This window comes from Vreelandella zhaodongensis (assembly GCF_013415115.1).
Taxonomy (GTDB): Bacteria; Pseudomonadota; Gammaproteobacteria; order Pseudomonadales; family Halomonadaceae; genus Vreelandella; species Vreelandella zhaodongensis.
This window is the reverse complement of record NZ_JACCDD010000005.1, coordinates 278,565-295,561: the sequence shown is the minus strand read 5'-3', so window position 1 is coordinate 295,561 and position 16,997 is coordinate 278,565. Positions and strand designations below refer to the sequence as shown.

Below are 16,997 nucleotides of genomic sequence, written 5' to 3'. Positions count from 1 at the left end.
TAAACAGTAGTGTAACGGATAGAGAAAGTGCCTGAGCAGGCAGTAGATGAAGAAAGGGTGCGGTATGAAACCGCACCCCCTTCATGCCTCGTATCAACGAATACCGCTTTTCCTAGCGTTAGTCTCTAAAACGCAGGCTATACACATAGGCTGCCACTAGGTGAACACGCTCTTCACCGATATAAGCCGCTTGAGCAGGCATGTGGCCGTTACGGCCATTGCGCAACGTTTGACGGACAGAGTCAGCAACGCTTTGTCCAGGTGCTTGATAGAGCCAAATATCGTTGGTTAAGTCAGGTGCGCCCAACGCGGTATTACCTGTGCCGCTGGGAGCGTGACATGCTGCGCAGGCGGCCATGTAAGTGCTTTCACCGCTGGCTGCACGCTCCTCATCATGCTCCAGGTTAGAGAGTGAAAGTACGTACTGAGTGAGGTTCTCTATGTTGTTCTCACCGAGCTGCTGCCAAGAGGGCATCAAGCCATTACGGCCGTTGTTGAGGGTCGCCAGGATATTTTCCGGCTCACCGCCATATAGCCAGTCATCGTTGGTTAAGTTCGGAAAACCGTAGCCGCCCTGGGCATTAGAGCCATGACACACAGCACAGTTGTTCAAGTAGATGCGCTCGGCTACCTGCATGGCGTCAGCATCTCTTGCTAACTCAGGAATAGGTATTTCCTGATATTGAGCAAAGATAGGCGTGAAACGCTCATCCGCCCGGGCGACTTCCTCTTCCCACTGGCGTTCTTGAGACCAGCCCAGCACTCCGGCGAAGTTGCCCAATCCTGGATAAAGCACCAGATAGCCCAAGGCAAATACGACGGTAAGTACAAACAGCTGGAACCACCACCGAGGCAGTGCGTTGTCATACTCTTCGATTCCGTCGGCTGCGTGGCCGGTAGTCTCGACGTTGCCATCGGCATCTGGCGTTTTGTCAGTTCTGCGGTTAGCAAACAAAATCCAGACGCTCAGTGCAATCGTGCCCAGCGTGATGACGATGATCCAGGCGCTCCAGAAGCTGGATAAGGAGTCACCCCATAAATTATTCATGTATTTTTATCTCCCCTGTCGTGGCGGGAATCTACTTCGTCTGTAGGCGAAGCATGCTTATCACGGAACGGCTGCTTATCATCATTTTCGGCAAAGGGCAGGTTTGCCGCTTCATCGAAGTCTGGTTTGCGTCGCTTTGAGTAGGCCCATAAAAAAATACCGATAAAGGCGATAATCAAAATCAGCGTGATAAGGCCGCGGAAAGTTCCCGTATCCATAGCTTAACGAGTGCCCTCAAGCACAGTTCCTAGTTGCTGTAGGTAAGCGACCAGTGCAGTAATCTCTTGTTGGCCTCGCACCTCGGCAGTCGCATTGGCGATATCTTCATCGGTATAGGGCACGCCAAGCCGTTGTAGAGCACGCATCTTTTTAGGCGTTGCATCGCCATCAAGGGTGCGCTCAAACAACCAGGGATAAGCGGGCATAATGGACTCAGGTACTACGTCACGAGGGTTATACATGTGCGCACGATGCCAGTCGTCGCTGTAGCGTCCGCCGACGCGGGCAAGGTCTGGACCGGTACGTTTGGAGCCCCATAGGAAGTTGTGTTCGTAAACTTCCTCTCCCGCCACGTTATAGTGGCCATACCGTTCAGTTTCTGCCCGGAAAGGACGTACCATCTGAGAATGGCAGCCGACACAGCCTTCGCGCCGGTAGATGTCACGCCCTTCTAGTTCGAGTGCAGATAAGGGGCGTAGCCCCTCAACGGGCTCCGTCGTGTCCTTTTGAAAGAACAGCGGAACGACTTCGGCCAAGCCGCCAAAACTGATCGCAACCAGGATCAACACGGCGAGCAAGCCAACGTTCTTTTCGACAATCTCGTGTTTCATTGGTCTCAACTTCCCCGGTTTAAGCGGCTTGTGGCGCTGGATGGCTGATAGCTTCGCGGCGCTTCACGGTCATGTAGACATTGAACGCCATGATGAGCATGCCTACGATCCAGAACAGGCCACCAATGAGGCGTACAAAGTAACCAGGGCCGCTAGCCTCGACAGATTCTACAAAGGTGTACATTAGCGTGCCGTCGGCATTAATCGCGCGCCACATCAAGCCTTGCATAATACCGTTGACCCACATAGAGGCGATGTACAGCACGGTACCGATTGTCGCTAGCCAGAAATGCACCGCAATCAGGTTAACAGAGTGCATTTCAGTACGTCCAAAGAGCCTTGGGATCAGGTGGTACATTGAGCCGATGGTAATCATCGCTACCCAGCCAAGTGCGCCAGAGTGAACGTGACCAATGGTCCAGTCAGTGTAGTGGGAGAGCGCGTTAACGGTCTTAATCGCCATCATCGGGCCTTCGAAGGTCGACATACCGTAGAACGATAACGCCACTACTAAGAAACGTAGCGTAGGATCCGTACGTAGCTTATGCCAGGCGCCAGATAGGGTCATCATGCCGTTGATCATGCCACCCCAAGAGGGGGCAAGTAGGATGATTGACATGATCATGCCGAGTGACTGTGCCCAGTTCGGTAATGCGGTGTAGTGCAGGTGGTGAGGGCCAGCCCACATGTAGATCATGATTAACGCCCAGAAGTGGACGATAGAGAGGCGATACGAATAAATCGGACGTTCCGCTTGCTTGGGTACGAAGTAGTACATCATGCCCAAGAAACCAGCCGTCAGGAAGAAACCAACCGCATTGTGGCCGTACCACCACTGCACCATAGCGTCCACAGCACCGGCGTAAATCGACGTAGAGTACATCGGCGTAACGGGGATAGCAGCGTTGTTAACAATGTGTAGTACGGCAACGGTTATGATAAACGCAGCAAAGAACCAGTTTGCTACATAAATATGAGGCGTTGCGCGCTTTTTCACTGTCATTAAGAAGACGATGGCGTAGCTGATCCATACGACCGCAATCAAAATATTGATTGGCCACTCAAGCTCAGCGTACTCCTTCGTCGTGGTATAGCCTAGCGGCAGCGTTACCACGGCAGAAAGGATGACCGCTTGCCACCCCCAGAAGGTGAACGCTGCGAGCTTGTCAGAGAAAAGGCGAACCTGACAAGTGCGTTGTACGACGTAATAGGACGTCGCAAATAGCGCAGAGCCGCCGAAGGCAAAAATAACGGCGTTAGTATGTAACGGACGAAGGCGTCCGAAGCTGGTCCAAGGTAAGCCGAGATTCAGTTGCGGCCATACCAATTGTGCGGCAAGAATGACGCCAATCGTCATCCCAACAATGCCCCACACAACGGTCATAATCGCGAACTGCCGAACTACCTTGTAGTTGTAGGTCGGGTGTTCCAGTGCTGTGCTCATTTCATGTTCCCATCGAACGCGGTTAGGGGGTAACCCGAAGCATTTTGCATTAGCATTTTGCACGGGTGCGGCCACCCGCTTGATGATGCAGGTCAAGATCCGGCATAGATTCTATCGCAGCCGCGCCTTAAGCTGAACACGCCAATAGATGTAACGCTAAATTACTAGGAGAAAAGCGTGTCGTATTATGCGGATGCAGGGTTCATTCCTATCACGGCAGAGGCACTGCCCGATAGGCTGGATAGCCCTACTATTCAGCGGTTTGTTGTAGATGGTTACGGGCCTTTGAGTGTTTTAGGCCGTTCTGACGCAGGCCGAATACTGCTTGCGCACGGTGCCGGAGCTGGGCATCTCTCAATATTTATGCGGCAATTTGCCGCGACGCTAGCTGCTCAGGGTGTTCAAGTGTTGGCGATAGATCTTCCCTATATGCAACACATGAACGAGCAGGGTAGGCGCCGTCCGCCGCCGCCAGTCAAACAAACATTGGCACAGTTTGCAGGTTGGTACGACTTACTTGTGCCGTTGGCGCCTGAACCATTATGGGTAGGTGGTAAATCCATGGGAGGGCGTGTCGCTTCGTTGTTTGCCAGTGAGCGCCAGTGCCAGGGAGTCATTGTAGCGGGTTATCCCTTTCATCCGCCAAAGCAACCCGAGCGTCTTCGTGTGTCTCACTTTTCTGCTATCCAGTGCCCTATGCAGATACTGCAAGGCGAGCGGGATCCTTTCGGTACCTATGACGATGTCATGGGGTATGAGTTAGGCATGAATGTTGATGTTGTGTGGCTGGCTGATGGTGACCACGACTTTAAGCCCAGACGCGCTTCTGGTACGAATCAGCAGGTTTTGATTGACGAAGCGGCCATACATGCGGCATCCTTCGTCCGCGCTCAGAGAGCGGAAGCATCGGTAGATCACAGCACGTTGGTTTAGTTCGGGAATTTAAACTTAACATGTTGACATATTGCCAAGCTTCTGTAGAATGCAGCGCCACGTGACCAGCGGGTGGTTAGCTCAGTTGGGAGAGCACCAGCCTTACAAGCTGGGGGTCACTGGTTCGAACCCAGTACCACCCACCATTATTTGGTGCCCTGGAAACGTGAAGCAGTAACAGTTGATGTCATAGCGGACCGGTAGTTCAGTTGGTTAGAATGCCGGCCTGTCACGCCGGAGGTCGCGAGTTCGAGTCTCGTCCGGTCCGCCATCATCAATTTATGCTGTCAGCTAGTTATCGCTATTCGGACCGGTAGTTCAGTCGGTTAGAATGCCGGCCTGTCACGCCGGAGGTCGCGAGTTCGAGTCTCGTCCGGTCCGCCACGATAACCAGCATTGAAAGTGAAGTAATATTGATAAGCGATAGCAGCTCTTCAATATTTTGGGTGGTTAGCTCAGTTGGGAGAGCACCAGCCTTACAAGCTGGGGGTCACTGGTTCGAACCCAGTACCACCCACCATTTCAACTAACATTTTTAAGTGCTTCTGAATTGCTTATAAATGCTGGTGTGTCATGGTGTTGGTAAGTAGCAATAGCAGGTAGTATTAGCATTTAGCAGTGTCTTGATGCGGACCGGTAGTTCAGTTGGTTAGAATGCCGGCCTGTCACGCCGGAGGTCGCGAGTTCGAGTCTCGTCCGGTCCGCCATTTAAGCACTCATCGGCTTGTTAATTCAGTCGAACAAATTCCAAAAAGCCCAGATCATCGATCTGGGCTTTTTTTGCGTGTAACCGAGACCTCTAACGTATTACGTGCAGCCATTAAGCTGCACGCTAGCGTCAGGCAATAGCGCTTACACCCGCTTTGGCAATCTGCACATCCTGGTCAGGCTTCACGCCTGAAATGCCTATAGCGCCCACGACGCTGCCATCAACAATGATGGGAACGCCACCTGACAGTAAACCTTGTAGCGGAGCAGATAAAAATGCTGTGCGGCCGCCGTTAATCATCTCTTCAAAAACTTGTGTTTCTTTACGACCCAGCGCAGCACTGCGGGCTTTTTGCGTGGCAACGTCTGCACTGAAAGGCGCAGCATTATCTAAGCGGCGCAGGGCGAGCAAATGCCCACCATCATCGGTTACCGCAATGGTTACTGGCCATCCGTTGTTATCAGCTTCTTTTTGAGCAGCATCTAGTACCTGAACTACGTCGGCTTGGCCGAGAACTGCTTTGGTTTGCATCAATATTTCCTTTTTATCAAGGGAAGAAAAATGCCGCGCTCGTATTTGCTTGTAAACGCTCGTTAGCGCGGCACAGAGAATTAGTGTTTATACCAGGGCGGCATCAACCACCTCTACCCAGTGCCGCACCGGAGTGCGATTGGCGCTAGCAAGGTGAGTTTGGCAACCAATATTGGCGGTGACGATAACCTCTGGATGACTGGCTTCCAGTGCATTGAGCTTATTATCGCGCAACTGTGTGGCAAGCTCCGGCTGGGTGACCGAATAGGTGCCTGCTGAGCCACAGCATAGATGCGCATCCTTCACTGGCGTTAACGTAAAGCCAAGCTTGCTAAGTACGCTTTCAACCGCACCGTTGAGTTTCTGTGCATGCTGCAATGTGCAGGGGCAGTGAAATGCGAGGCGTTGATGCGCTTTCAACTGCAGTGTTTCCAGTGGTTCGTCGCGGAGGATCTCGACGATATCTTTGGCAAGTGTGCTGACTTTTTGAGCTTTCGCGGCATACGTAGGGTCGTCTTTGAGCATGTCGCCATACTCTTTGACAAAAGCACCACAGCCGCTGGCCGTTTGAACAATGGCTTCTGCACCTTGTTCAATATGTGGCCACCAAGCATCGATGTTAGCACGCATCCGAGTGCGGCCATCGTCTTGGGCATTGAGGTGGAAATCAATCGCACCGCAGCATCCTGCTTCGCTAATGGGAGTTACGCTAATGCCAAGGCGGTCTAGCAGGCGTGCAGTTGCCGCATTGGTGTTGGGGGAAAGCCCAGGCTGAACGCAGCCTTCTAATATTAGCACTGTGCGGGCATGGCGTTGACTGTTGGGGCGTAGGCCCGCATCAACCGGCGCAGGCGGCATTTTGCTGCGTAGTTTGCCAGGCACTAGGGGTTTGAAGGTTTGCCCTAGGGTTAGAAGTGCTTTGAATCGCTTGGGACTTACCAGCATTTTGCGCAGCGCATAGCGTTGGGCGCGTTCTGCCATTGGACGAGGGACTCGGCGATCGATTTCTGCACGGCCAATATCCAAAAGCTTGTGATATTCCACGCCAGAGGGACAGGTGGTTTCACAATTGCGGCAGGTTAAGCAGCGGTCTAAATGCAGGCGTGTTTCTTCAGTGACCTGGTCATCATCATCGCGACTCTCCAGTAGCTCTTTCATGAGGTAGATGCGCCCGCGTGGGCCGTCTCGCTCATCGCCTAGCAATTGGTAGGTAGGACAAGTGGCATTGCAAAAGCCGCAATGTACACAGGTGCGCAGGATGCGCTCGGCTTCCTTGATGTGAGGTTTCTGAAGGTCGGCATCGGTAAAGTGCGTCTGCATGTCAGCTCTCCTGATTAAAACGCCGCATAAAGACGACCAGGGTTGAAAATGCCGTGGGCATCCAGTTCGGTCTTCAAGTTGCGATGATACTTTTCGACCACGGGGTTGAGTGGGGTAAACGGTGACTCTGCTCCGCCTTGAGTATGGGGGGTGAAGCAGGTGGCGTGCCCGCCAGCTTGCTGGCAAGCCTTACGCAACGTATCTGCAGCCACGCTGGTTTTCACCCAACGTTGGCTACCGCCCCAATCATAGAAGATGTCGTTATCAGAAATGTCTAATGAGAGTGGTGAGGTATTCGGCGGCAAGGATAGGCGCCATAGTGCTTTAGCAGCGTCAGGCGCAAAAAAGGCATGTTGATGGTCGCGTAACTGTTGCCAGAAGTCTGCTGATAACGGCTCACCGCCGAGCCGCTCTTTGGTGGCGTTGACTGAGCTTGCGCCACCTTCTAAACGAATAAATAGTTCGCCTGCATGCCATGCAGCAGCAGTAATAGGCAGCGGTTGTCGTCCTAGTTCGGCAAGCTTACCGAGCGCATCTTTAAGGCCCATGCTTAGACGAAGGCTGTGGTTGGAGGTAGGAATGGGGAGTACTTTGAATGAAATATCCGCCAGCACCCCCAGCGTTCCTTGGGCGCCCACCATTAAGCGTGAGAGGTCGTATCCAGCGACGTTTTTCATCACTTCACCACCAAAGCGCAACAGCTTACCTTCTTGGGTAATAATCCGAGTACCTAATACAAAGTCTCTCGCGGCGCCAGCCCATGGGCGGCGTGGTCCCGAAAGCCCTGCAGCGACGGCGCCGCCAATCGTACTGGCTTCACCAAAAATGGGAGGTTCAAAGGCAAGCATTTGGTTCTTTTCAGCAAGCGCTGCATTAAGGGCGCTTAAACGGGTGCCTGCCCGCACCGTTACGACAAGTTCGACGGGGTCATAAGAAACAATACCACTATGAGCCGCCATATTAAGGTCTTTGCCTTCTACTGGTCGGCCGTAAAATGCGCGAGTATCGCCAGCGACGATGCGCAGTGGCGTGCGGTCGGCATAGGCGCTGCGCACCTGTTCGCACAGGTCGTCAGCGATATCCCGGTCGGCAGTATGTATCGCTAGTTCGGTCATGATGATTCCTAATAAGTATGCTTCCTAGTATCTAATGGCCATAGCTCTTAATGGTCATAGCTCTTAATGGCTATAGCGCTCAAAGACTAGGTCCCGGATCAGAAACGTGGCAGATCTGGGTGCGGCAATTCGTTGTTGTGTACATGCATTGCGCCAAACTCGGCGCAGCGTGCCAGGGTAGGAATGTTTTTCCCTGGGTTAAGCAGGCGCTGGGGATCAAAGGCTGCTTTTAATGCATGAAAGACGGTTAGCTCATCAGGCTGAAACTGACTACACATCTGGTTAATTTTTTCCCGACCTACGCCGTGTTCTCCGGTAATAGATCCGCCTGCGGCGACGCATAGCTCCAGAATTTTTCCGCCCACGTCTTCAGCTAATGCCAGTTGACCCTCTTTATTGGCATCAAACAGGATGAGCGGGTGCATATTGCCGTCGCCAGCGTGAAAAACATTAGCAACGGCTAAGCCGCTTTCTTCGGAGAGTGCGGCGATGCCTTTAAGAACGCGCGGCAGTTCGCGGCGGGGAATGGTGCCATCCATGCAGTAGTAGTCGGGCGACATGCGGCCAACGGCAGGGAAGGCATTCTTGCGTCCCGCCCAAAACTTGGCACGTTCAGCTTCGTCGCGGGCTTGTTGAATATTAGTAGCGCCAGCTTTTTCCAGCACTTGGCGCACGGTTTGGCAGTCATCATCCACGTCAGCTTCAACGCCATCTAACTCACACAGAAGGATGGCTTCTGCTTCAACGGGATAACCAGCCTTGATGAAATCTTCAGCGGCTTTAATTGCTAGCTTGTCCATCATTTCTAATCCGCCAGGAATGATCCCAGCGGCAATGATGTCGCCAACAGCACGGCCCGCTTTCTCTATGTCGTCAAAGCTGGCCATCAACACCTTGGCAGTTTCAGGTTTTGGCAGCAGTTTGACAGTGATCTCTGTTACCACGCCGAGCATGCCTTCAGAACCATTCATCAGTGCAAGGAGATCAAAGCCAGGAGCATCCAGCGCTTCGGATCCCAGCGTCATCCGCTCGCCTTCAATGGTCATGACATCAACGCGCATTACGTTGTGAACGGTAAGCCCGTATTTCAGACAGTGAACGCCACCCGCGTTTTCCGCCACATTACCGCCAATGGAGCAGGCAATCTGTGACGATGGGTCTGGCGCATAATAGAGCCCGTAAGGGGCAGCGGCTTCAGAAATGGCTAAATTGCGCACACCCGGCTGCACGCGGGCAAGGCGAGCGTCAGGATCAACGCTAATGATAGTATTGAAACGTGACATTACCAGCAGCACACCATGTTCTAAAGGCAGTGCACCACCTGAAAGCCCTGTTCCTGCGCCTCGGGTAACCACCGGAACACCTAGCGCGTGGCAGCGCTTGAGCAGCTCTTCCACTTGCTCCAGTGTATCGGGGAGCGCAACTAACATAGGTAGTATGCGGTAAGCGGCTAGACCATCACACTCAAAGGGATGTAGGTCCTCTTCACGATGAAGTAGCGTTAAGGAGGGAATCGTGTTGCGCAGGTCTTCAAGGACATCTGCTTTGTCGCGGTGAACAAATTCGCCGTCTAGGCGTTCATCGAAGAGAATATTCATGTTGGCTCCTGTAAGAGAGGAGAGCAGAAAAGTATCTAATCATTTTATGGAAAAGCTTTCCATAAATAACTTGCTAAGCGCTGGAAATCTTTTGCATAAGGTGAGAAGAGGGTTATCCAAAACGCTATCAATCACTGAGTACTGATAGTTTAGTGAATAGATAGCTGGGTAGCCCGTTGGGCTACCCAGCGTATGCAGCCCAGTATTAATTATTTACATCAATGGATCGGTAATGCCCATCACGTAAAACGCAACCATTGCAATAATGCCGGTGAATACCAGGTAATAGATGGTTGGGATAATCGTTTTACGAATTGTTGTGCCTTCACGGCCTAGCAGGCCAACGGTCGCGGATGCAGCCACTACGTTGTGAATCGCAATCATATTACCTGCCGCAGCACCAACCGCCTGCAGTGCCACCATCATGGCCGTGGAGAGGCCAAGGGTTTGCGCAATACTGAACTGGAACTCTGCCAGCATCAGATTGGAAACCGTATTTGAACCGGCAATAAAGGCACCCATAGCACCGACTGCCGGCGCGAAGAACGGATAAACACCGCCCACCCCGTTCGCCACTGCTTGAGCCATCATGACGGGCATCGAAACCAAATCGGCACCGTTGACACCAGAGTTGATCAGAATACGTACCATCGGGACGGTAAAGATCAATACAAAGCCAGCACCGAAAATCGTTTTAGTCGACTCTGATACCGCTGCACTCATTTGGCGAGGGTTCATTCTGTGAATGAAATAGGTCACTGCGACAACTGCCAGAATGATACCGCCGGGCAGATACAGAGGTTGTAAGCTGCCGCTAACGCCTGTTTCACCAAAGATATTCGCCCAGCTCAGGTTTACTGAGGTCAACGCTGACCGTAGCGGCTCAACCGTACGTGAGGCCACCAGGAAAATTGCCAACAATACGTAAGGCACCCAGCCCTTCAGGGTAGACATCGGTGCTTTACCCACTACGTCATCCAGCTTGATTTGCAGGTTGCCAATCCATTCATCGGGCCAAGAGCTTGACTCAGGAAAGTCCCACGTATCTTTTGGCAACAAAAAGCCTTTGCGAGCCGCTGGCACAACAATAGCCAAGCCGACCATCGCACCAATCATTGACGGGAATTCAGGTCCTAAGAACACGCCTACAAGCGTGTAGGGAACAACAAATGACACGCCGGTAAAGAGCGCGAAGGGGACGATGGATAGGCCCTCTTTCCAGGAGCGGTTAGCACCAAAAAAGCGCACCATAATCAAGACCAGGATCAGAGGCATTAAAACGCCCACAATGCCGTGGGTAATAGCGACTGCGCTGGTGATTTGCTGGAAAAAAATGTCCCAAGTAGAGCCATTCGCTTCCAACTGAGCGGTAATACCAGCGCGGTCAAGGCCACTTCCCACACCGACAACCACGGGTGTACCAACGGCACCAAACGAAACCGGCGTTGACTGAATCATCATGCCCACAACAACCGCAGCCAACGCGGGGAAGCCCAGCGCTACCATCAGCGGGGCGGCAACCGCGGCTGGGGTGCCAAAACCAGAAGCACCTTCAATAAAGCAACCAAACAGCCAGGCAACAATAAGTGCCTGAACGCGACGGTCGGGGCTGATACCTGAAAATCCATTACGGATAGCCGTGATGCCACCAGAATGCTTAAGCGTATTAAGCAGCAAAATGGCGCCGAAGATTATCCATAGAAGTCCAGCGGTTTGGATCAAACCTTGAACTGTGGATGCTGCGACGCGGCTAAACGACATATCCCAAGCGGTCAGACCAATAATGGCTGCCGTTAGAAAAACGATTGGCATGGCTATTTTGGCGGGTATTTTAAAGCCAATGAGTAAAATACCAGCTAGCAACAGCGGCAAAAATGCCAGAAGTGCAAGTGTAGTTTCATTCATGTTAGGAACGGCCCTTGTTATTGATTTGGTGGTCTCCGCAGACGCCAACATGGTGTGGCAATGCTAGTCGGGTCAATGTGAAAGATACGAGTAGGTCGGATGAATAACTAGATTGGAAAATTGGTATGACCAATTTTAGAGCCCTGCCTAGGAGGCGTTTTAGTTAGTTTTTTTAATTTAACATTTTGTTTTTGTTTGTTTTTAAACTTCCTTCGCGGACACGATTTGCAGGTTAGTCATTAGACTAATAGACAGCTCAGTTACTCGCTCAGCAGGAAGTACACCCTTACTAATCTCATTACTTGCGTCGCCGGTGGCTTGCGCCCATTGTTGTCGACTGATAGCCCCATCACTAATAACAAAGGAGATCGCTACCATGGCAATAACTTTCTATGACCTGTGTGGTCGCGACGAACGTTTGCGCTTCTCACCCTATTGCTGGCGCGTACTTATGACGCTGGCTCACAAAGGTATGCCTTACACCACTGTGCCTTGGCGGTTTCTGGAAAAAGATGCGCTAGCATTTGCAAACTACGACAAAGTACCTGTCTTGACTGATGGTGACATGGTCGTTACCGACAGCTTCGAGATCATGCGGTACTTGGATGATGCATATCCCGACAAGCCTGTTTTGGGAGACTGCGTCAGCTACCAGCGAGCGCACTTCTTTAAACTCTATATAGAGCGTAGCGTCACGCCAGCACTTTTTCGAATTGTAGTGCTGGATTTGTTGGATGCGATTCACCCAGGCGACCGAGACTACTTCCGAGAGACACGGGAAGCACGTTTTGGTATGCGCTTAGAAGAGGTACACAATCCAGAGGAAGGGCGCTCACAGCTAAAACAACGGTTGGCTCCAGTGCGTGATCAACTAAGGACTAGCTCGTTTTTGGATGGCGAGGCACCCAGCGGGGCAGATTATCTGCTGTTTGGCAGCATGATGTGGGCGTATGTCGTGTCCCTTGAGCCATTAGTTGAAACGAATGACCCAGTGGATGAGTGGTTTAAGCAAATGTTGAATGTGCATAACTCGGTGGCGGGTAAGGCGATCACTATTCGTGATCTATAATACGCTAGGCAGCTGCTATGCTGCCTTTATCTATCAGTTAGTTGCGCAAACGGTTTATGTCGTTTGCGTGAGAGGAGATGGCAATGATTGACCTGTATTACTGGACAACTCCTAACGGCCACAAAATCTCCATTATGCTTGAAGAGGCAAAGCTTCTTTATCGTATAAAGCCTATCAATATCGGGCGCGGTGAGCAGTTTGACCCAGAATTCCTTACTATTGCGCCAAATAATCGTATTCCTGCCATTGTTGATCATGCCCCTGAAGATGGTGGTCAGCCACTGTCACTGTTTGAGTCGGGCGCTATTTTGGAATATCTGGCTGATAAATGCGGACAGTTTTTACCTTCCGAGGGGCGCGAGCGTTACGTGGTATTGCAGTGGCTGCATTGGCAAATGGGTGGGCTTGGCCCAATGGCGGGACAGAACCATCATTTTTGTCAGTATGCACCGCAAAAAATTGAATACGCTATCGGGCGCTATGTTCGTGAAACGCACCGCTTGTATAGCGTATTAGATCAGCGTCTCTCCCAGCAGCAATACGTCGGTGGTGATCGCTACTCGATTGCGGATATGGCGATTTACCCATGGATTGTTCCTTGGGAGAAGCAGTGCCAAACGTTAGAAGAGTTTCCAGACTTGGAGCGCTGGTTTGATGAAGTGGCGCAGCGCCCTGCTGTTCGCAAAGCTTATTCTTTAATCGAAGATATCAATCCACAAGCAGGAAGTGATATGGATAGCCAGGCTCGTAAATACTTGTTTGGCAACTAATAATTAAGCTTTGTTAATAGCTAAGAATATTTTATGTTTGAAGATTGGTGTAACAAGATAAAAATTATGTTGCGCTGCACAAAAAGCGCTGCTAGCTTTGGAGATAGCAAAGGCAACAGCCTAGTCATTGACCGCTCAGAAGGGCGTGTCGAATCGCTAACTCACCCCAAGGGGACTATGTAATGAACAAAGCCGCAGAGAAAACTACCCAGCAGTTTGAGTCAGTCATCGTATCACCAATGCGCTCTTACACACTGGCGGCGCTTGACTACTACCAGCAGATGGTTGGCGCACAAATGGATGCAGCTCGTGCTTATTCCGACATGACGATTGCTCAAGCGCGTACCTGGTTAGACGTGAAAGATGCTGACAGCTTCAAAAAAGCGATGGAGAGTCAGCAAAAAGCAGCGACTAACCTGATGGAGCGTGTGAAAGGCGACTCAGAAAAAGTGACCTCCATCAGCCAAAGCTTTATGCAAGACAGCCAGAAAATGGTTGAAGAAAACACCAAAAAAGCGGTAGAGACTGTTAAGTAGTAACGTATTGATTGATAGCCATTGAGTAGCGATGAACCGAAAGCGCAGCAATCGGCCATTCAATACTCAACGCTCAGAAATGCCGCGCCCTTTGGTGCGGCATTTTTGTTACCACAGCTGTGAGGAACTCTTAGCTATTGCTGCTCGACACGTGCTCTTAGCCGGAAACGTGCTATGCGAATAATCTGCTCAATGGCGGTTTCTCTTTCCTCAGCTAAGCCGTTATTTAGGCGCTCTTCAAATGCTGCCAAAATGGCGTGGCGATCAAGCCCTTTAACCGCAATAACAAATGGGAATCCGAATTTTTCCTTGTAGGCTGCATTCAGGTATTCAAAACGCGCGAACTCATCAGGTGTGCATTGATCCAGCCCCGCTCCTGCCTGTTCCTTGGTAGAGTCTTGGGTTAGCTCGCCCGCCATCGCTGCTTTACCGGCTAAATCGGGGTGCGCTTGAATAACAGCGATTTGCAGATCTGGCTCGGCCTGCTGAAGCATAAGCCCCATTAGCTCAGCTAGCGCATCCGGTGAGTTGTGAGTGTCCGTTAAGCCCTTTTTCCATGCGGCTTCCGCCACCCAGGGTGAGTGCTCATATACATCACCATAATGCAGTACGAAGGTTTCAAGGCTGCATGTACTGGGAGCAGGCGTAAGAGCAGGTAATGATGAAGTAGGCACAAAACTCTCCAAAGCGTCTATGATGGAATTACTGTATACAATAAATAGCATCAACGGTACTCTTTGACCAATAGGTTAGACAACACCAACAAGCAAGATAATTGAGGAGTGGCTATGGGACGGTTAACCACCCACGTACTGGATACTGCTAAAGGACAGCCTGGCCAGGGAATTACGATTGATGTGTTTCGCTTATCAGGTGACACGCGTGAACACTTAGGTAGTGTCATCACTAACAGCGATGGTCGCTGCGATGCACCTATTTTGGAGGGTGATGCGCTTATGGTAGGCGAATATGAGCTCGTATTTCACGCGGGAGACTACTTGCGTGCCCAAGGGATAGAGGCGCATGAACCACGCTTTTTAGATATCATTCCTCTGCGTTTTGGCGTTGTGGATGCCAGCCAGCACTACCATGTGCCGCTGCTGCTGTCTCCTTACAGCTACTCCACCTACCGTGGTAGCTGAGGGGATCTGTTATGCAAGCATATATTATTGATTTTGTTAATTTACTGCTTCGCTGGTTGCATGTTATCGCGGCCATTGCCTGGATCGGTGAGTCGATCTATTTTGTCATGCTGGACAATAGTTTAAGAAAGCCAAAAGCCGCCGAGGATCGTGAAAAAGGCGTTTTCGGAGAGATGTGGGCCGTACACGGAGGTGGCTTCTACCACAATCAGAAGTATGCCACTGCACCTGCCAAGCTTCCGAATGACCTGCACTGGTCGTTTTGGAAAGCTTACACCACGTGGCTTTCGGGTTTTGCACTGTTCGTTATTCTCTACATGGCTAACCCAGGTTTTTATCTGGTCAACCCCAACAGTCATTGGGCGTGGGCAGCCAGCATGACAGGCTGGCAAGCCAACGTGCTGGCTTTGGCCTTTTTGCTTGGTGGCTGGGTGGTGTATAACGAACTCTGTAAGCGCGTTAGCCCGAATATGGAGCGTGATGGACTGTTGAGCATCGCTGTTGCCGTGATGATGATCGTGGTTGCTTACCTCAGTACGCAGATGTTTACTGGACGTGCCGCTTTCTTGTTAACGGGGGCTGTAATGGCCACAGCGATGTCGGCAAACGTTTTTTTCTGGATTATTCCCGGCCAGCGTCGCATGGTAAAAGCTATGAAAGCTGGCGAAGCGCCTAATCCACTAGATGGTAAGCGTGGTAAGCAGCGCTCTGTACACAACACTTACTTTACGCTGCCAGTCGTATTGTTGATGGTAAGTAATCACTACTCGTTTATTTATTCTCACGAGCTTGCTTGGGTAGTGATGGTGCTGTTTATTTTTGCAGGCGCCCTTATTAGGCAATTCTTTGTATTAATGCATGCTGGAAAGACGCAACCCGCCTATCCTGCCATTGGGGTAGGGCTTATTCTATTAGCGTTTTGGGTCGCAGCACCTAGCCCCAGTACAGGCAGCGCAAATGTCGCTAGCGCACCAGACCAGGCTCTGGTTGCCGGTCTCGTCGAACAGCACTGTACGGAGTGCCATGCCCGCCACCCAGAGCACGCTGGTTTTTCAGCCCCCCCAGCGGGTTATGCGTTTGATACCTGGGAAGAGATCCTTGGCCACAAAGCACAAATTCAGCAAGTCGTCGCGAGTCGGTATATGCCACTTGGTAATATCACCAACATGAGTAACGAAGAGCGCGATATCATTGCCGCGTGGGAGGAGTGATTAAAGTCGCAAACAGGAGAATCTATGAGTGATGCGCAGGCGGCGTTAACGCGGCGACCCTCTGAAAAAGAAGGTGAGGAGCGTCATGAAGCAATTTATCGCGCGGTGAGTGACGCTATTGTAGAACAGCGGCTCAAGCCAGGAGCTCGGCTGCGTGAAGATGCTTTATCAGAAGTCTTTGGTATCAGCCGTACCGGCATCCGTAAAATTCTGCAGCGTCTGGCGTTGGAGCAGTTGGTAACGCTGACGCCTCGCCGCGGTGCTAGTGTTACACGGCCCACGGCTGAAGAGGCAAAAGATGTGTTCGACGCTCGGCAGATGATTGAGTGTGGTCTGATGCCTGATGTAGCACGGCGTATGGGGGCGAAAGAAGCCGCCGAGCTTCGCGAAATGGCTCGCCAAGAGCGTCAAGCCTTGCGCAGTGGACAGCAAAGCGTCGCCATTCGCCTGTCAGCTGACTTCCACGTTCGCCTCGCTCAGCTCTCAGGTAACGCAACGCTCGCTGAGTTTGTGGAGCGGCTGTGTTCACGCTCATCATTGATTCTGGCGGTTTACGGCCATCGCGGCCATTTAGGCTGTGAATCCCACGATCACGATGATTTGATCGGCTATCTGGAAGCGGGCAATGGCGAACGGGCGAAAGCATTTATGAGTCGCCATCTCAAGGCCATCGAAGCATCGCTCTCTATGGTAGAAGAAGAGGAAAATGTACCGGATTTACAGCAGATTTTTGGTGGTTAGTTAGGCATGTTTCGTAGTGGAGAATTAGTGGTGAGAAATTAAGTAAAAAAGCCCAGGCCTCCAGGCCTGGGCTTTTTCTCGTGTTAAATGCTGTG

17 protein-coding genes and 5 tRNA genes are annotated in these 16,997 nt (G+C 51.5%); 12 read left to right on the top strand and 10 right to left on the bottom strand.

The annotated features are described in order from the left end of the window. Positions 1-118: 118 nt before the first annotated feature. The 4 genes from ccoP to ccoN are packed head-to-tail and all read right to left on the bottom strand — an operon-like array spanning position 119 to position 3,322. Positions 119-1,048, bottom strand: coding sequence for a cytochrome-c oxidase, cbb3-type subunit III (ccoP, locus tag HZS79_RS11105; protein WP_162217685.1), 930 nt, complete (start codon positions 1,046-1,048; stop codon positions 119-121). After that, on the bottom strand, positions 1,045-1,266 hold the full coding sequence (locus tag HZS79_RS11100) for a cbb3-type cytochrome oxidase subunit 3 (RefSeq protein WP_162217686.1): 222 nt from the start codon (positions 1,264-1,266) through the stop codon (positions 1,045-1,047). Before HZS79_RS11100 ends, ccoP begins: the two co-directional genes overlap by 4 nt. 3 nt (positions 1,267-1,269) lie before the next feature. Next, positions 1,270-1,878, bottom strand: a complete 609-nt coding sequence (gene ccoO, locus HZS79_RS11095; RefSeq protein ID WP_162217687.1) for a cytochrome-c oxidase, cbb3-type subunit II — start codon at positions 1,876-1,878, stop codon at positions 1,270-1,272. 19 nt (positions 1,879-1,897) lie between these two features. Then, entirely contained in the window at positions 1,898-3,322 is a 1,425-nt protein-coding gene (gene ccoN, locus HZS79_RS11090) for a cytochrome-c oxidase, cbb3-type subunit I (protein ID WP_162217688.1), read from the bottom strand. 177 nt (positions 3,323-3,499) lie between these two features. Between ccoN and HZS79_RS11085 the strand changes: the two genes are divergently transcribed. The 6 genes from HZS79_RS11085 to HZS79_RS11060 all read left to right on the top strand — a co-directional run bounded on the left by HZS79_RS11085 (position 3,500) and on the right by HZS79_RS11060 (position 4,962). Beyond that, positions 3,500-4,255 (top strand): alpha/beta fold hydrolase, encoded by a 756-nt coding sequence (locus tag HZS79_RS11085; RefSeq protein ID WP_179927879.1) that lies wholly within the window; start codon positions 3,500-3,502, stop codon positions 4,253-4,255. A 70-nt stretch (positions 4,256-4,325) separates the two neighbouring features. Continuing rightward, positions 4,326-4,401: transfer RNA gene (locus HZS79_RS11080), tRNA-Val, on the top strand. A gap of 48 nt (positions 4,402-4,449) precedes the next feature. Continuing rightward, positions 4,450-4,526: transfer RNA gene (locus HZS79_RS11075), tRNA-Asp, on the top strand. A 36-nt stretch (positions 4,527-4,562) separates the two neighbouring features. Continuing rightward, positions 4,563-4,639: transfer RNA gene (locus HZS79_RS11070), tRNA-Asp, on the top strand. A gap of 60 nt (positions 4,640-4,699) precedes the next feature. Continuing rightward, positions 4,700-4,775 (top strand) — tRNA-Val (locus HZS79_RS11065). Between the two features lie 110 nt (positions 4,776-4,885). Further along, positions 4,886-4,962, top strand: a tRNA-Asp gene (locus HZS79_RS11060). A gap of 131 nt (positions 4,963-5,093) precedes the next feature. Here HZS79_RS11060 and HZS79_RS11055 read toward each other — a convergent pair. The 5 genes from HZS79_RS11055 to HZS79_RS11035 all read right to left on the bottom strand — a co-directional run bounded on the left by HZS79_RS11055 (position 5,094) and on the right by HZS79_RS11035 (position 11,433). Then, positions 5,094-5,495, bottom strand: coding sequence for a GlcG/HbpS family heme-binding protein (locus tag HZS79_RS11055; RefSeq protein ID WP_162217690.1), 402 nt, complete (start codon positions 5,493-5,495; stop codon positions 5,094-5,096). Between the two features lie 87 nt (positions 5,496-5,582). Then, positions 5,583-6,815: a glycolate oxidase subunit GlcF gene (gene glcF / locus HZS79_RS11050; protein ID WP_179927878.1), complete on the bottom strand. Its 1,233-nt coding sequence runs from the start codon at positions 6,813-6,815 to the stop codon at positions 5,583-5,585. 14 nt (positions 6,816-6,829) lie between these two features. Next, positions 6,830-7,930, bottom strand: coding sequence for a glycolate oxidase subunit GlcE (glcE, locus tag HZS79_RS11045; protein ID WP_179927877.1), 1,101 nt, complete (start codon positions 7,928-7,930; stop codon positions 6,830-6,832). 98 nt (positions 7,931-8,028) lie between these two features. Next, on the bottom strand, positions 8,029-9,528 hold the full coding sequence (gene glcD, locus HZS79_RS11040; protein WP_179927876.1) for a glycolate oxidase subunit GlcD: 1,500 nt from the start codon (positions 9,526-9,528) through the stop codon (positions 8,029-8,031). A 213-nt stretch (positions 9,529-9,741) separates the two neighbouring features. Further along, positions 9,742-11,433, bottom strand: a complete 1,692-nt coding sequence (locus HZS79_RS11035) for an L-lactate permease (RefSeq protein WP_162217694.1) — start codon at positions 11,431-11,433, stop codon at positions 9,742-9,744. 376 nt (positions 11,434-11,809) lie between these two features. Here HZS79_RS11035 and HZS79_RS11030 point away from each other — a divergent pair, with 376 nt between their 5' ends. The 3 genes from HZS79_RS11030 (at position 11,810) to HZS79_RS11020 (ending at position 13,808) form a co-directional block, all read left to right on the top strand. Further along, positions 11,810-12,502: a glutathione S-transferase N-terminal domain-containing protein gene (locus HZS79_RS11030; RefSeq protein ID WP_162217695.1), complete on the top strand. Its 693-nt coding sequence runs from the start codon at positions 11,810-11,812 to the stop codon at positions 12,500-12,502. Positions 12,503-12,585: 83 nt separating this feature from the next. Then, on the top strand, positions 12,586-13,272 hold the full coding sequence (locus HZS79_RS11025) for a glutathione binding-like protein (protein ID WP_162217696.1): 687 nt from the start codon (positions 12,586-12,588) through the stop codon (positions 13,270-13,272). Between the two features lie 182 nt (positions 13,273-13,454). Further along, positions 13,455-13,808 carry a phasin family protein gene (locus HZS79_RS11020; RefSeq protein WP_162217697.1) on the top strand — a complete coding sequence of 118 codons (354 nt, stop codon included), beginning with the start codon at positions 13,455-13,457 and terminating at the stop codon, positions 13,806-13,808. Positions 13,809-13,942: 134 nt separating this feature from the next. Here HZS79_RS11020 and uraD read toward each other — a convergent pair whose 3' ends face one another. Then, the gene (gene uraD / locus HZS79_RS11015; protein ID WP_338017224.1) at positions 13,943-14,482 is read right to left on the bottom strand and encodes a 2-oxo-4-hydroxy-4-carboxy-5-ureidoimidazoline decarboxylase; all 540 of its coding nucleotides are present in this window, start codon (positions 14,480-14,482) and stop codon (positions 13,943-13,945) included. Between the two features lie 114 nt (positions 14,483-14,596). Between uraD and uraH the strand changes: the two genes are divergently transcribed. Genes uraH through HZS79_RS11000 form a run of 3 tightly spaced genes read left to right on the top strand, consistent with a single transcriptional unit; the run spans position 14,597 to position 16,902 of the window. Next, positions 14,597-14,950, top strand: coding sequence for a hydroxyisourate hydrolase (gene uraH, locus HZS79_RS11010; protein WP_162217699.1), 354 nt, complete (start codon positions 14,597-14,599; stop codon positions 14,948-14,950). An 11-nt stretch (positions 14,951-14,961) separates the two neighbouring features. Further along, positions 14,962-16,161, top strand: a complete 1,200-nt coding sequence (locus HZS79_RS11005) for a urate hydroxylase PuuD (RefSeq protein WP_162217700.1) — start codon at positions 14,962-14,964, stop codon at positions 16,159-16,161. 24 nt (positions 16,162-16,185) lie between these two features. After that, the gene (locus tag HZS79_RS11000; protein ID WP_179927875.1) at positions 16,186-16,902 is read left to right on the top strand and encodes a GntR family transcriptional regulator; all 717 of its coding nucleotides are present in this window, start codon (positions 16,186-16,188) and stop codon (positions 16,900-16,902) included. Positions 16,903-16,997 lie beyond the last annotated feature (95 nt).

Bases quoted from the DNA above. Each gene is read 5' to 3' on its own strand.
- HZS79_RS11055 (WP_162217690.1), bottom strand. From the start codon at position 5,495: ATGCAAACCAAAGCAGTTCTCGGCCAAGCCGACGTAGTTCAGGTACTA.
- HZS79_RS11000 (WP_179927875.1), top strand. From the start codon at position 16,186: ATGAGTGATGCGCAGGCGGCGTTAACGCGGCGACCCTCTGAAAAAGAA.
- HZS79_RS11035 (WP_162217694.1), bottom strand. From the start codon at position 11,433: ATGAATGAAACTACACTTGCACTTCTGGCATTTTTGCCGCTGTTGCTA.
- HZS79_RS11025 (WP_162217696.1), top strand. From the start codon at position 12,586: ATGATTGACCTGTATTACTGGACAACTCCTAACGGCCACAAAATCTCC.
- uraH (WP_162217699.1), top strand. From the start codon at position 14,597: ATGGGACGGTTAACCACCCACGTACTGGATACTGCTAAAGGACAGCCT.
- HZS79_RS11030 (WP_162217695.1), top strand. From the start codon at position 11,810: ATGGCAATAACTTTCTATGACCTGTGTGGTCGCGACGAACGTTTGCGC.
- glcD (WP_179927876.1), bottom strand. From the start codon at position 9,528: ATGAATATTCTCTTCGATGAACGCCTAGACGGCGAATTTGTTCACCGC.
- ccoO (WP_162217687.1), bottom strand. From the start codon at position 1,878: ATGAAACACGAGATTGTCGAAAAGAACGTTGGCTTGCTCGCCGTGTTG.
- HZS79_RS11100 (WP_162217686.1), bottom strand. From the start codon at position 1,266: ATGGATACGGGAACTTTCCGCGGCCTTATCACGCTGATTTTGATTATC.
- HZS79_RS11005 (WP_162217700.1), top strand. From the start codon at position 14,962: ATGCAAGCATATATTATTGATTTTGTTAATTTACTGCTTCGCTGGTTG.
- HZS79_RS11020 (WP_162217697.1), top strand. From the start codon at position 13,455: ATGAACAAAGCCGCAGAGAAAACTACCCAGCAGTTTGAGTCAGTCATC.
- ccoP (WP_162217685.1), bottom strand. From the start codon at position 1,048: ATGAATAATTTATGGGGTGACTCCTTATCCAGCTTCTGGAGCGCCTGG.
- glcE (WP_179927877.1), bottom strand. From the start codon at position 7,930: ATGACCGAACTAGCGATACATACTGCCGACCGGGATATCGCTGACGAC.
- glcF (WP_179927878.1), bottom strand. From the start codon at position 6,815: ATGCAGACGCACTTTACCGATGCCGACCTTCAGAAACCTCACATCAAG.
- ccoN (WP_162217688.1), bottom strand. From the start codon at position 3,322: ATGAGCACAGCACTGGAACACCCGACCTACAACTACAAGGTAGTTCGG.